A 14984-nucleotide genomic window follows, 5' to 3' on the forward strand; every position below is an offset into this window, starting at 1 on the left:
TATAATAAAGTATAATTCAATATATACAAAAAGATAATGATGAGGTGAGTTTATTGTCTAAAGATAATTTTAAAGACGAATTCGAAAAAAGTCGTCAAAAGATAGAACGACCTGAAGACAAGACACAAGAAGTAGAAAACAACAACGAAGAGGTAAACGATAAAAGTCAGCCAAATCGAAAAGAAACAGACAACAAAAAAGAAGAAAAACAACAAAGTAAACAAGAACAACAATATCCACCAAGAGGCGCACTAAGAAGACAACGTAGAAAAGAAGAAGCTAATAAACAGAAAGCAAAAGAAGAACAACATAAACAAGAAACACCTAAAGCTTCAGAAACACCAAATAACGAGGATAAGTCTTCTAAAAAAGCTGGAGCAATTGGCGCTGCAGGTGCAGTTGGTGCCGGAGCTGCAGGTGCAAGTGCAGTTAACGCCAATAAAAACACTCAAAATAATAAACCAAAACAAAAAAGATCTTTAACAGACAAACCTGAAACTAAGGATCAACAACCTAAAGATCAAAATGATCATAAAAAAGCTACAGGTGCTGCCGCTGCTACTGGCGCAGGCGCTAGTGCCGCAAGTAATTCTGCAAATCAGAATAATGCTAAAGATCAAAACAAAAAAGACAAGTCAAAAGGTAAAAAAGGTGCAGCAGCCGCTGCCGGAGCTGGCGCAGTTGGTGCTGGTGTAGCAGCATCTGCTTCATCAAATAAAAACAATAAACAAGAATCGAACAACAAAGATAACAAAGACAACCAATCTAAAAACAAAAAAGGTGCAGCCGCAGCAGCGGGTGCCGGAGCAGTTGGCGCTGGCGCAGCAGGTGCTGCAGGAGGCGGTTCAGCCGGTGGAGGTACACCACCAAGTAATGGTAGCAGTGGACAAAACGGCGATGATGGCAACTCAAATAAATTCAAGAAAGCACTTGTTCCTATAATAGCTGCAATTCTTATACTTGGTGCACTTGCCTTATTCTTAGGTATGTACTTAAATGGCGCAAATAAAGATAATGGTAAAGAAATTGCTGAAAAAACAGAGCAAACAAATAGTGACGCTAAGAAAAAAGCTGATGAACAAGCTGAAAAAGATAGAGCTAAAAAAGAAGACGAAGATAAAGCAAATGACAAAGCTAAAGAATCAAATGAAGACTCTGACAAAAACAGCGACTCAAATAACGCTTCTGAAAATAGCTCAGACGAAAGTAATTCAGATTCAGACTCAAATGCAAATAGCAATGAAGATAGCCAAAGCAACCAAGATCAAAACAGTGACGATAGCGTAAATCAATATAGTGATAGCGCAAGTAATGAAGATGTACAAAATGCAGCTGATGATGCAGCTAACAACCAAACAAATCAAAATACACAAAGTAATCAAAACCAAAATCAGTCTCAAGAATCACATACTGTAACTGGTAAAGAAAACTTATACCGTATTGCGATTCAATATTATGGTAGTGGATCACCAGAAAATGTAGAAAAAATTAGACAAGCAAATGGTATTTCTGGCAATGAAATATCTCAAGGTCAGAATTTAGTAATACCATAGACATAAACAAAAGGGGATGGCTTTATGTATTTAACGAATATTATGATACCAAAGGAAAAATGTTATATCGCGAATCCGAAAGATACAATTCACTCAGCACTTGATAAATTAGAACATCATGGTATTGATGGGTTACCAGTAGTTGCTGATGGAAAGTATATTGGCATGATTACGAGATATAGTATTTTCAGACATTACTTCTTCAAAAAAGAAAATGTCTCAAGGGATGAATTTATTGAAAGTACTAAAATTGAAGAAATCTTAACGTTAGATTTACACTCATTAAATGCAAACCAAGTAGTAGAAGAATCACTACTTAACTTGCAAGACTTTCCAATATTAGCAGTTGTAAATAACGAAAAAGATTTTCTTGGTATCGTAACAAGATATGATGTAATGGAACAATTTAAATCAGCATTCGGCATGAAACAAAAAGGAATTCGTATTGCGATTACTTCTGTAGAAGCTGAAGGCCGAATTAAACGATTATCAAGTATCATTGCTAAATTCAAACTCAACACAATATCATTTGTAACATTTGATGAAACAGATAAAATGTATCGCAGAATGATCATCAAAGTTGAGAAAACAAACAACTTAGAAAAATTCATTAAGTATTTAGGCAAAAATGGATTCAAAGTACTTGATGTATCAGAAGAATAAATAAAGCAAGAACCTGAACATGTGATGTGTTCAGGTTCTTTTCATTTTAATGGTGTTGAATATGGTGAAGTGGCAGCTGTTATGAACACTTCTCACCAAAACTGCTAATAACGACCTCCTTATTTGCACTTCTAACCAAACTTGCTAATAACGCCTAGCCACGCTACAATCCCAATCTTTTCATATATTCAGTTTCATTTTATTTTACTAATCTCGCATTATTGATATAATGATTGAGGATATTATAAGGAGTGAAAGTACATGCAAGAATATGAAAGCTTAATAATCGGTGGTGGCCCTTGTGGATTGAGTGCAGCAATCGAACAGAAGAGAAAAGGTATTAATGCTGTCGTGATTGAAAAAGGTAATGTCGTAGATGCTATTTATCATTATCCTACTCATCAAACATTCTTTTCTTCTAGTGATAAACTTGGTATTGGTGATGTACCATTTATCGTTGAAGACTTAAAGCCTAAAAGAAATCAAGCACTCGTTTATTATAGAGAAGTCGTGAAACATCACCAACTTGATGTAAGAACTTTTGAAGAAGTATTAGCTGTTAAAAAGGTTGATAATAGATTTTTAGTATCAACAACTAAACAAACGTATAAAGTGAGATTCTTAACAATTGCTACTGGTTACTATGGTCAGCCAAACGAATTAGAAGTGCAAGGTCAAGAGTTAAGTAAAGTAATGCATTATTTCAAAGAAGCACATCCATACTTTAATCAAGACGTTGTGATTATTGGCGGGAAAAATTCAGCTGTCGATGCAGCAATTGAATTAGAAAAAGCTGGTGCAAATGTAACAGTATTATACCGTGGATCAGAATACTCTAAAAGTATTAAACCATGGATATTACCTAACTTTGAATCATTAGCAAAACACGAAAAAATCACGATGCATTTTAACAGTGAAGTAGAACGTATCGATGAAGACACACTTACATTTAATAAAGAAGGTAAGTCATATACAATTAAAAATGACTTCGTCTTTGCAATGATCGGTTATCACCCTGATTACAAATTCCTAGAATCTTGTGGTGTAGAAACAATTACAAATGAATTTGGAACTGCACCTTCATATAACAGAGATACAATGGAATCAAATGTTGAGAATTTATATATCGCTGGTGTTATAGCTGCTGGTAACGATGCTAACACGATATTTATCGAAAATGGTAAATTCCACGGTGGCACAATTGCACAAGATATTGAAAGAAAAAAGCAAACACCTTTAGAATCATAAAAACAACCATGTTATTGGACAATTAGCCAGTAACATGGTTATTTTTTTATGCGAAATATTCAACTAAATCTTCTTTAGATAAATGATTACTTAAACCAACAAGTAGTTTAAGACGTGCTTTTTGTCCATTTAATCCGTTTGATAAAATAATGCCCATTTGTTGAAGTTGGTATCCGCCACCTTCATATGCGTAAATACCGCCTACAATTCCATTGAATGAACGTGAAACCATTACAACTGGAATATCAGCATCGAGCAAGTTCTGAATTCCTTGTAATGCAGTTGGTGGCATGTTGCCTTGACCAAGGGCTTCTATAATTAGACCATCATATTGTTTTTCTACAAAGAAATCTAATAAATCGCTTGATAGATCCATATGAGCTTTTACAATACCTATTTTGATATTTGGATTGATGTTTGGATATTTTTTATATGGAAAAGGTTGATGATGGAATATGACATGCGTCTTTGTAACACTGCCAATTGGTCCGTAGTTTGGACTTTGGAAAGTACTTGTGTTTGACGTATGTGTTTTTGTTACATTTTTAGCTGTATGAATTTCATCATTAAATACAACCATAACCCCTTTATTTTGCGCATCATCTGTTGATGCTACTTTTAAAGCTGAAACATAATTGTATAGACCATCCGAACCTATTTCATTTGAAGATCTCATGGCACCTGTTAAAATAATAGGTAACTTCGTATCTATTGTTAAATCTAATAAATACGCCGTTTCTTCTAAAGTATCTGTTCCATGAGTAATCACAAACGCATCATATTCATCTTTATCAATTGATTCTGTAATAATATCTTTCAATTGATTAATATATTGATTATTCATATGTGGGGAAGGTACTTGGAATGGATTTATTTCTGTAATATCACCTAGAGATTGTATAAATGCTTGATGTCTATGCATCGGATGTTCAGTATTTGTTTCTACTTTACCTGTATCTTTATCTTCAGACATACTAATTGTTCCACCAGTATGTATAACTAATATTCTCTTCATTTCTTTCCTCCTATTCATATGATTATAATTTATGATAAAATATATAAGATTAAAGAACAAGAGAGGTTATACAAATGAAAAAAATAAATATAGCAATAGATGGTCCAGCAGCAGCTGGTAAAAGTACAATCGCTAAACTCGTAGCACAACATTTTAATATGATATATGTGGATACAGGCGCTATGTATAGAGCGATTACACTTTATTATATTGAGCAAGAATCAGAAGACTTTGACCATCTTGTTAAAGAAATTGATTTGAAAATCGTATTAGATAACGGGCAACGTGTTATTTTAAACGGTAAAGATGTTTCAGAAAGAATCAGAGAAAATGATGTAACCGAAAAAGTTTCATATGTGGCCTCTAAAGAACCTGTAAGAACATTTTTAGTAGAAGAACAACAAAGATTAGCAGATGAGAAAAATGTCGTAATGGATGGTAGAGATGTTGGTACAACAGTATTGCCTGATGCAGAATTAAAAGTTTACATGATAGCATCAGTTGAAGAACGTGCTATTAGAAGATTTAAAGATAATGAATTACGTGGCATCGAATCTGATATCGAATCATTAAAGATTGATATTGAACGTCGTGACCAATATGATATGAATCGTGAAATCTCACCTTTAGTGAAAGCAGAAGATGCTATTAGTATCGATACGACTGGATTGTCAATTGAAGAAGTGACAAATAAGATAGTCGAACTTGCAAAAAGTAAAATGGTCTAAATAGTTCGAATTTCTTGACAATTTAGCCGCTTTATAAGAAGTTATTATTATGATATTTATTTAAAGGAGGCAATTTTGATGACGGAAGAATTCAACGAATCCATGATAAATGAAGTGCAAGAAGGTGACAAAGTTAAGGGTACTGTACAACAAGTAGAAGATAAACACGTAGTTGTGCATATAGTGGGTGGTAAATTTGATGGCATCATTCCAATTAGCCAACTGTCAACTCAACACATCGAAACAGCTAACGAAGTCGTCAATATTGGTGATGAAATCGAAGCATTCGTAACTAAAATCGAACAAAATGATGAAAGTGGACATTATATATTATCGAAACGAAAATTAGATGAAAATCTTTCATACGAAAAGTTACAAAAGATTTTAGAAGATGACGCAACAATCGAAGCTGAAGTAACTGAAGTTGTGAAAGGCGGATTAGTTGTTGATGCTGGTATTAGAGGCTTTATTCCAGCTTCATTAATCTCTGTAAACTATATTGATGATTTCTCTGACTATTTAGGTAAAGTATTAACACTTAAAGTTGAAGAATTAGATCAAACAAATAACAGAGTCATTTTAAGTCACAAGAAAGTTGAACAAGAAGCATTAAGTTCTAAAAAAGAAGACTTACTCAATAATATTTCACAAGGTGATGTATTAGAAGGTACTGTCGCTAGAATTGCGAACTTTGGTGCATTCATTGACTTAGGTGGCGTAGATGGACTTGTACATGTATCTGAGTTATCTCATGATCATGTTAAATCACCTGACGAAGTTGTAAAAGTTGGCGATACGGTTAAAGTTAAAGTGCGTGCTGTTGATAGAGAAGCAGAAAGAATTTCTTTATCTATTAAAGACACGTTACCAAGCCCATTTGAACAAATCGATTCACAATTCACTGTTGGTGATATCGTACCAGGTAAAGTCGTGCGTTTAGCTCAATTCGGAGCATTTGTAGAAATCGCACCTGGCTTACAAGGTTTAGTTCATATTTCTCAAATTAGCCACGAGCACATCGGTAATCCTGACGAAGTATTAGAAAAAGGACAAGATGTACAAGTGAAAATTCTTGCTGTCGATAAAGACGAAGAAAGAATTTCTTTATCTATTAAAGATACAATCGAACAAGAAACTGATTTTGATGAATCATATTTAAACCAACAAGATACAGATGATGATAATCCTACTTTAGGAGATGTCTTCGGAGATAAATTAAAAGATTTTAAATTATAATATGTGTGTATATAAGAGACTGGAACATAATGAAATGTTTCAGTCTTTTTTAGTTTTTTAATTCGATAGGCTAAATAGTCATCATATGTTAAAATAGAAAGGATTATGAAAGAGAGGAAGTAGGTTTATGACGAAACCCATTATAGCAATTGTAGGTAAACCAAATGTAGGGAAATCTACAATTTTTAATAGAATTATAGGCGAGAGGGTATCTATCGTTGAAGATACACCTGGTATAACAAGAGATAGAATATATTCAAGTGGAGAATGGTTAACACATGACTTCAACTTAATAGATACAGGCGGAATAGATTTAGGTGATGAACCTTTCCAACAACAAATTAGAGCACAAGCAGAAGTTGCAATCGATGAAGCGGATGTTATCATCTTTATGGTTAATGGCCGTGAAGGTGTAACACAAGCTGATGAAATGGTCGCTAAAATATTATACAAATCAAATAAACCTGTCGTATTAGCAGTCAATAAAATTGATAATCCAGAAATGCGTAGTGAAATTTATGACTTTTATTCATTAGGATTTGGTGAACCATTCCCAATTTCAGGTTCACACGGTCTAGGTTTAGGTGACTTATTAGATGAAGCGGCTAAACATTTTCCTGAAGATGACGAACCAGATTATGATGATGAAACAATTAGACTTTCACTTATCGGTCGACCAAACGTAGGAAAATCAAGTTTAATCAACGCTATTCTTGGAGAAGAACGTGTTATTGTTTCACCAATTGCTGGTACAACAAGAGATGCGATTGATACAATATACACATATGATGATCAAGAATATGTATTAATTGATACTGCAGGTATGAGAAAGAAAGGTAAAGTATACGAAAGTACTGAAAAATATTCAGTATTACGTGCTTTAAAAGCTATCGAACGTTCTAATGTCGTACTTGTTGTGATTGATGCTGAAGAAGGCATTATTGAACAAGACAAAAAAGTTGCTGGATATGCGCATGAAGCTGGTAAAGCAATTGTTATTGTTGTTAATAAATGGGATACAGTTGAAAAAGATTCGAAAACAATGAAAAAGTTTGAAGAAAAAGTTAGAGATAACTTCCAATTCTTAGACTATGCACCAATTGCGTTCGTATCAGCTCTAGAAAAATCACGCTTAAAAACATTATTCCCATTAATTACAATGGCAGATGAAAACCACCGTAAACGTGTAAAAAGTTCTACACTTAATGAAGTTATTACAGATGCAGTAGCGATGAATCCAACGCCTACTGATAATGGTAGAAGGTTAAATATTTTCTATGCAACACAAGTAGCGATTCAACCACCAACATTTGTAATATTTGTTAACGATGTTGAATTAATGCATTTCTCATACAAACGTTTCTTAGAAAATCGTATAAGAGATGCATTCGGGTATGAAGGTACACCAGTTCATTTAATCTCAAGAAAAAGAAACTAATATTAAAGGATTGATAACTATGACAAATATAACTGTGTTTGGTACAGGTAGTTGGGGAACTGCTTTAGCAAATGTATTAGCAGACAACCAACATAATGTATTAATGTGGGGTAAGACTGAAACAACAATTAACGAAATCAACAAAGAACATAAGAATACAAAGTATTTAAATGAAAATATTTTAAATAAAAATATTAAAGCAACAACTGATTTAAAGGATGCTGTCCATCATGCATCTATCTTTATTATTGCTGTTCCTACAAAAGCCATTCGCGAAGTATGTGAAAATATTAATGAAATCGCTTATGGTAAAAAAGTATTCATCCATGTGTCTAAAGGTATCGAACCTGGCACTTTTAAACGTATTTCTGAAATGATTGATGAATCAATCGACAGCAAAATAAATGGCGGTATTGCTGTATTATCAGGACCAAGTCATGCAGAAGAAGTTGCGATAAAACATCCAACTACAGTTTCAGTATCATCAGAAAACGAAGAAGTTGCTCGTTTAGCTCAAGATTTATTTATGACGGATTACTTCCGTGTATATACGAACAATGATCTTGTCGGTATTGAAATAGGTGGCGCGTTAAAAAATATCATTGCACTTGCTGCAGGCATTACTGACGGAATTGGATATGGTGACAACGCTAAAGCAGCACTTATGACGAGAGGTTTAGCTGAAATTACACGTTTAGGTGTTAAAATGGGCGCTGACCCTATGACATTCTTAGGACTTGGTGGTATCGGTGATTTAATCGTTACTTGTACATCTGTACATTCACGAAACTGGAAATGCGGAAATATGCTTGGTAAAGGGGCTACATTAGACGAAGCATTAGAAGAAATGAATATGGTCGTCGAAGGTGTAAGAACAACAGAAGCTGCTTACAACTTAGCAAAAGAATATGATGTTGAAATGCCAATAACATCAGGTTTGTATAAAGTGTTATTCGAAGATTATCCAGTTTCTGAAGGTGTTAAAGATCTTATGGAACGTGACAAAAAGTCAGAGAATATTTAAGCAAGAGGGGTATTTAAATGTTTGATATATCAAGAATGGATTTAATGTGGGTGTCATTTTATTCTATTGGTTTTATGATTTTGGCAATTATACTCGTATATTTATCAAGATTTAAATTAAAAAATAAAATCATCAGTAGTATAACAATGTTTTTAGCAGTCATTTCTCTTATTATTGCTGGTATATTTATGATTGTTGTATTAGGTGGATCGAGCCATGCATAATTACAAAAAAATATCGATCTTATTAATATTGAGTACTTTAATTTTGTCAGCATGCGCTTTTCCTAATAAAGAGAAAGCAGAAAACCAAGTGCCAGCGAAAGACCAATTAAGTATGGTTCAAACAGCAGTAGATGAATATAAAAAGGCAAGTGGTGGATTATTACCTATCAAAGATAGAGATGATAGTTATTCATTATACTTAAAACACCCAGTTGACTTTAATAAATTAAAGCCGAAGTTCTTATCACAATTACCAGGTAATTCATTTGAGAACGGCGGTATTTATCAATATGTAATCATGGATGTCGACAAAGACCCTAAAGTGCATTTAATCGATTTAAGGACATCAGAAGTTTTAAAAGATATACGAATTCGAATAGATGCATCAGGTAAACCATTGCAATTAGGTAAAAAAGTTGCACCTAATGTATATGAACTTGAATACAAAAAGTATGGTTTCAAGAAACAGCCGACTGTTCCAAGTCCATATAGTAATGAAAGATTACCTGTCTATATGAATGGCGGAAATGATTTTGTTATTGATTATAGATTAGATTTAGCAAAAGCAATTAAAAAAGAAAAATCACTTCCTAAACCAGGTGAAGATATTCGATATTTATTATACAAAGATTCACCGATATTACCGGCATATTCGCCTGAATTTACAATAAATAGTAAAAATGAGCCTGTTTTTAAATCAAAAGTGAAAAAATATTAATAAAAATATAGAAATTATGCATTTATAGCTTGTAAATCGTTGCAGTGGCACTGGTTGTTGTGTTAAAGTCTTATCATAATGGTATTTATACATATCATTAGATAACCTTTTGGGAGGTGAAATTGAAATGAACAAAACAGAATTAATCAACTCAGTAAGTGAAAAAGCTAATTTAACTAAAAAAGAAGCTGGTCTTGCTGTAGATGCAGTGTTCGAATCAATTCAAAAATCTTTATCTGACGGTGAAAAAGTACAATTAATTGGTTTCGGTAACTTTGAAGTACGCGAAAGAGCTGCTCGTAAAGGACGTAACCCACAAACTGGTAAAGAAATTGATATCCCTGCAAGCAAAGTTCCAGCTTTTAAAGCAGGTAAAGCATTAAAAGATGCAGTTAAATAATTGATTGTATCAAAGCCCTTTTTAAGGGCTTTTTTTATTTGTCTTATTTCTTTATATGAAATGAATATATGCATTTTCAATTCATTTAACTTAGTGTTAAGATATATAGGTGATATTGTTGAGGTGATAAGATGGATAAAATTGAAAAAATTTATAAAAAAGATATTTCTAATTTGTTAAAAGGTGTAGAGAATAGTAATGTACCTGTAGTTAATCCAATCATAGCTGACGTATTAGATGAAATGAACATCGATACTAATGCTAAGTTAGCTACATTATCTATTGATGCCTCAATGCGCTTTTTAAATAGAATAGGTGAGCCAAATGTTTCTAATCAAGATATCTTAATAGGAGATCTTGTTAGTGCATATTTTTATAAATGTGCTACATTAAATAAAGACCTCGTATTTTTAGATATTATGACTCAAGCAATTAGTAAACAAAATGAATTAAAACAAACGTTGGCTCATGATAAAATAAATCAAGATACAGCTATTATAAAAGAAATAGAATCAATCTTTATTACAACAGTGATTGATTACTACAAAATTAATATGGATAAAGAAACTTTGAAAGATCAAATTTATGCATATTATTATTAATGAATAACTACATTTTTAAACTTAAAGGAATGAATAACTAGTGGATAATAAATCGAAATCAGAACACGTACATGAAGTTTTCCAAAATATATCAGGTAAATATGATACATTAAATAATATCATTAGCTTCGAGCAACATAAAAGATGGCGTAAATATACAATGAAACAAATGAATGTTAAACCAGGTTCTAAAGCTTTAGATGTTTGCTGTGGAACTGCAGATTGGACAATTCAATTAAGTCACGCTGTGGGACCATATGGTGAAGTAGTTGGTATCGACTTTAGTGAGAATATGCTAGAAGTCGGTAAGAAAAAGACAGATAACATGGCCAATATTCATTTAATTCATGGGGATGCTATGAACTTACCATTCGAAGATAATGAATTTGATTATGTAACAATCGGATTCGGCTTACGAAACGTACCCGATTATAAACATGTCTTAAGCGAACTTAAAAGAGTCGTTAAACCAGGCGGTATGGTTGTATGTTTAGAAACAAGTCAACCGACAATGCCAGTATTCAAACAATTATATAGATTCTATTTCAAAAATATCATGCCACTATTCGGTAAAATTTTTGCGAAATCTTTAAAAGAATACAACTGGTTACAAGAATCTGCCGGAAACTTCCCTGGCAAAAAAGAATTAGCAGAAATGTTTGCTGATGTTGGTTACGAAAGAATTAAAGTGAAAAGCTTCACTGGCGGCGTTTCAGCAATGCATTTAGCTTACAAACCTAAATAACAAGGTGATTACATGTATGACAAAACTAAAATTCATATAAATAAAGAAGTAAAAGAAATAGAAAAACAATTGAATAGTTATATAAATAGTGATCAAAACACTATCAACGAAGCTTGCCAATATTTATTAACTTCTGGTGGTAAACGTATACGACCATTATTCACTTTAATTGCAAGTCAATTTGGCGAGCATTATTCAAGAGATGTAATCACTGTAGCAACTACATTAGAACTTATACATATGGCCAGTTTAGTTCATGATGATGTCATTGATAAAAGTGACAAAAGAAGAGGTAAGCCAACTATAGCAAAGAAGTGGGATGTGCAAACTGCAGTTATTACGGGTAACTATTTATTATCACAATCTTTAAATGCAGTAAGCCAAATAGAACATCCTAAGCTTCATGAACAATTAGCAAATGGAATAATCGAAGTATGTCGTGGTGAACTATTCCAATTTGAAGATCAATTCGTTTCAAATCAATCGATAACAAATTATCTACGCAGAATTAAACGTAAGACCGCATTGCTTATTTCATTATCTACAGAATTAGGTGCGTACGCTTCACGTGCAGATGATGAAACTGTGAAGAAGTTAACTAAAATTGGATATTACATTGGTATGAGTTATCAAATAGTAGATGACATCTTAGATTTTACAAGTACTGAAAAGAAACTCGGTAAACCAGTTGGATCTGATTTAAGAAATGGACATTTAACTTTACCAGTCTTATTAAGAATGAAAAATTCTAAAGATTTTAAAGCAAGCATTAATGAACTACAACCAGATAGTCCTTCAGAGGTCTTTGACGGATTAGTTCAAGAAATTATCAAATCACCAGAATTACAAAAATCTAAAGAAGTGAGTAACCATTATTTACAAAAAGCAGAAAATTTAATTGATACATTAAATAATGAATCAGGGAAAAAAATGCTATTGGAAATAATTGTGAAAATAAGAGATAGAAACCATTAGAAAGCGCTTGCAAGTATGCGTAGTCAATGATAAACTTATCTTGGATTTACATAAAACAAAGGTAGGGATTACGCAATGGAAAGAACTTTTTTAATGATTAAACCTGATGCAGTACAAAGAAACTTAATCGGTGAAGTCGTTTCACGATTAGAAAGAAAAGGCTTAAAATTAGTTGCAGCTAAATTATTCCAAGCTAGTGAAGAATTAGCTAAAGAACATTATGCTGAACACGTTGAGAAACCTTTCTTCAACGATTTAGTAAGCTTTATTACATCAGGACCAGTATTTGCAATGGTAGTAGAAGGTAAGAATGTAGTAGAAGTAACAAGAACACTTGTTGGTGAAACAAACCCTACTAAAGCAGCGCCAGGTACGATAAGAGGGGATTATGGTATCGACTTAGGCAGAAACATTATTCATGGATCAGATTCAAACGAATCAGCAGAACGTGAAATTGGTCTCTGGTTTAATCAATCAGAACTAAATGATTATAAATTAAACAATGAAAATTGGGTTTACGAAAAATAAATACAATAGTGGAGTAGTTCAACAAGAAATTGTTGAACTACTTTTTTTGTTAAGAGGCGGAAGTGGGGTGACGCCGTGAGTGTTTACGGGTATTCTCGGGACATTGAGTGAAATTCGCGGGCGTTGTGAACACTTCTGGCTAAACTTGTTCATAACGAGGGCGTTAGTTACAAAACTTGGCCGAAGTGTTACTATAGACCTCCTTAATTACAAAACTCAGCCGAAGTGTTACTATGGATATCCTTAGTTACAAAACTCGGCCGAAGTGTTACTATGGACCACCTTAATTACAAAACTACTGAGAATTGTAATTACTGGTCTCCTTATTTGCACTTCTCACCAAATCTGCTAATAACGGCATCAGTATTTGCACTTCTCACCAAACTTGCTAATAACGCACCCAGTATTTGCACTTCTCACCAAACTTGCTAATAACGACACCAGTATTTGCACTTCTCACCAAACTTGCTAATAACGCACCCAGTATTTGCACTTCTCACCAAACTTGCTAATAACGAACCCAGTATTACCAACAAACTTATAACAACACCAGTATTTCCACCTCACAACCGACATGCTCTGAACAACATATAATTCACACTTATTTAAAATCAAAAAAATCTAAAACTTTGTTAAACTATTCGTCTGTTTTTGTTAATTTAACGCGCTAAATATGATATGATTAATTTTATATTTAATTAACAGTAGGGAGAGATAATATGCGTTACTTAACATCTGGTGAATCACATGGACCACAACTAACTGTCATTATAGAAGGTGTACCAGCAAACTTGAAAATTGACGTAAACGAGATTAATGAAGAAATGTTTAAACGTCAAGGTGGATATGGACGCGGTCGTCGTATGCAAATTGAAAAAGATTCTGTAGAAATCGTTTCAGGTGTGAGACATGGTTATACATTAGGTAGCCCTATTACACTCATCGTTAAGAATGATGATTTTAAACATTGGAGAAAAATTATGGGCGCTGACCCATTAACTGAAGAAGAATTAGAAAATATGAAAAGAGTTATCACTAAACCGAGACCTGGCCATGCCGATCTTGTTGGTGGTATGAAATATAATCATAGAGATTTAAGAAATGTACTTGAACGTTCTTCTGCACGTGAAACAGCTGCAAGAGTTGCTGTTGGTGCAGTTTCTAAAATTTTATTAAAATCTTTAGATATTGAAATTTATTCAAGAGTTATTGAAATCGGTGGCGTTAAAGACGATTATGAATACACACTTGAAGAAGTCAAACAAAATATTGACCATAATGATGTACGTTGTATTAATGATGACGTAGCTGAAAAAATGAGAAATCGTATTGATGAAGCTAAAAAAGATGGTGATTCAATCGGTGGTATCGTAGAAGTAGTCGTTGAAAATATGCCTGCTGGAATTGGAAGTTATGTTCATTATGACCGTAAACTTGATGGTCGTTTAGCACAAGCAGTCGTAAGTATTAACGCATTTAAAGGTGTTAGTTTCGGTGAAGGCTTTAAAGCTGCTGAAAAGCCAGGTAGTGAAATACAAGACGAGATTGCTTACGATAGCGAAATCGGCTACCATCGTTTATCAAATCACTTAGGTGGACTTGAAGGCGGTATGTCAAATGGCATGCCAATCGTCATCAATGGTGTTATGAAACCAATACCAACATTATATAAACCATTAAACTCTGTAGATATCGATTCTAAAGATAGCTTTAAGGCGACAATTGAAAGATCAGATAGTTGTGCTGTTCCTGCTGCAAGTGTTGTTTGTGAAAATGTTATCGCATTTGAAGTTGCAAAAGCTTTAACTGAAGAATACCAATCTAATCATATTGACCAATTACAAGAAGCTATTAAGAATCATCGTAATTGGAACTTAAACTTCTAGG

Annotated in this window: 16 protein-coding genes; 15 read left to right on the plus strand and 1 reads right to left on the minus strand. The window is 33.3% G+C overall.

The features are described 5' to 3' along the window. Positions 1–53 precede the first annotated feature (53 nt). The 3 genes from LQ622_RS05375 to LQ622_RS05385 all read left to right on the plus strand — a co-directional run bounded on the left by LQ622_RS05375 (position 54) and on the right by LQ622_RS05385 (position 3464). The gene (locus tag LQ622_RS05375; RefSeq protein WP_275589869.1) at positions 54–1553 is read left to right on the plus strand and encodes a LysM peptidoglycan-binding domain-containing protein; all 1500 of its coding nucleotides are present in this window, start codon (positions 54–56) and stop codon (positions 1551–1553) included. A 24-nt stretch (positions 1554–1577) separates the two neighbouring features. Further along, a complete protein-coding gene (locus tag LQ622_RS05380; RefSeq protein WP_239774738.1) occupies positions 1578–2216 on the plus strand; it encodes a CBS domain-containing protein in 639 nt (212 codons plus the stop codon). A 261-nt stretch (positions 2217–2477) separates the two neighbouring features. Beyond that, the gene (locus tag LQ622_RS05385; RefSeq protein WP_025907077.1) at positions 2478–3464 is read left to right on the plus strand and encodes a YpdA family putative bacillithiol disulfide reductase; all 987 of its coding nucleotides are present in this window, start codon (positions 2478–2480) and stop codon (positions 3462–3464) included. A gap of 46 nt (positions 3465–3510) precedes the next feature. On the opposite strand, the gene LQ622_RS05390 is transcribed toward LQ622_RS05385, so the two are convergent. Beyond that, positions 3511–4479 (minus strand): asparaginase, encoded by a 969-nt coding sequence (locus tag LQ622_RS05390; RefSeq protein WP_119594078.1) that lies wholly within the window; start codon positions 4477–4479, stop codon positions 3511–3513. Between the two features lie 74 nt (positions 4480–4553). On the opposite strand from LQ622_RS05390, the gene cmk reads away from it, so the two are divergent. The 12 genes from cmk (at position 4554) to aroC (ending at position 14983) form a co-directional block, all read left to right on the plus strand. Beyond that, positions 4554–5207 carry a (d)CMP kinase gene (gene cmk, locus LQ622_RS05395; RefSeq protein WP_058611250.1) on the plus strand — a complete coding sequence of 218 codons (654 nt, stop codon included), beginning with the start codon at positions 4554–4556 and terminating at the stop codon, positions 5205–5207. Between the two features lie 78 nt (positions 5208–5285). Next, positions 5286–6443, plus strand: coding sequence for a 30S ribosomal protein S1 (gene rpsA, locus LQ622_RS05400; protein ID WP_037588164.1), 1158 nt, complete (start codon positions 5286–5288; stop codon positions 6441–6443). Positions 6444–6570: 127 nt separating this feature from the next. Beyond that, positions 6571–7881 carry a ribosome biogenesis GTPase Der gene (der, locus tag LQ622_RS05405; RefSeq protein WP_239761943.1) on the plus strand — a complete coding sequence of 437 codons (1311 nt, stop codon included), beginning with the start codon at positions 6571–6573 and terminating at the stop codon, positions 7879–7881. A gap of 19 nt (positions 7882–7900) precedes the next feature. Continuing rightward, positions 7901–8905: an NAD(P)H-dependent glycerol-3-phosphate dehydrogenase gene (locus tag LQ622_RS05410; protein ID WP_126477478.1), complete on the plus strand. Its 1005-nt coding sequence runs from the start codon at positions 7901–7903 to the stop codon at positions 8903–8905. A 17-nt stretch (positions 8906–8922) separates the two neighbouring features. Further along, on the plus strand, positions 8923–9129 hold the full coding sequence (locus LQ622_RS05415) for a DUF2768 domain-containing protein (protein ID WP_025907089.1): 207 nt from the start codon (positions 8923–8925) through the stop codon (positions 9127–9129). Continuing rightward, a complete protein-coding gene (locus LQ622_RS05420; RefSeq protein WP_037588161.1) occupies positions 9122–9847 on the plus strand; it encodes a hypothetical protein in 726 nt (241 codons plus the stop codon). Before LQ622_RS05415 ends, LQ622_RS05420 begins: the two co-directional genes overlap by 8 nt. A 127-nt stretch (positions 9848–9974) precedes the next feature. Further along, on the plus strand, positions 9975–10247 hold the full coding sequence (locus LQ622_RS05425; protein ID WP_016912122.1) for an HU family DNA-binding protein: 273 nt from the start codon (positions 9975–9977) through the stop codon (positions 10245–10247). Positions 10248–10378: 131 nt separating this feature from the next. Beyond that, entirely contained in the window at positions 10379–10849 is a 471-nt protein-coding gene (locus LQ622_RS05430; protein ID WP_025907097.1) for a hypothetical protein, read from the plus strand. Between the two features lie 40 nt (positions 10850–10889). Continuing rightward, positions 10890–11594, plus strand: coding sequence for a demethylmenaquinone methyltransferase (locus LQ622_RS05435; RefSeq protein ID WP_191835592.1), 705 nt, complete (start codon positions 10890–10892; stop codon positions 11592–11594). Positions 11595–11606: 12 nt separating this feature from the next. Beyond that, positions 11607–12569, plus strand: a complete 963-nt coding sequence (locus LQ622_RS05440) for a polyprenyl synthetase family protein (protein ID WP_239761942.1) — start codon at positions 11607–11609, stop codon at positions 12567–12569. 75 nt (positions 12570–12644) lie between these two features. Next, a complete protein-coding gene (gene ndk / locus LQ622_RS05445; protein ID WP_037588159.1) occupies positions 12645–13097 on the plus strand; it encodes a nucleoside-diphosphate kinase in 453 nt (150 codons plus the stop codon). Positions 13098–13816: 719 nt separating this feature from the next. Beyond that, a complete protein-coding gene (gene aroC, locus LQ622_RS05450) occupies positions 13817–14983 on the plus strand; it encodes a chorismate synthase (protein ID WP_239761941.1) in 1167 nt (388 codons plus the stop codon). Position 14984 lies beyond the last annotated feature (1 nt).

It is taken from the genome of Mammaliicoccus sp. N-M50 (genome assembly GCF_022386995.1).
Classification (GTDB): domain Bacteria; phylum Bacillota; class Bacilli; order Staphylococcales; family Staphylococcaceae; genus Mammaliicoccus; species Mammaliicoccus sciuri_A.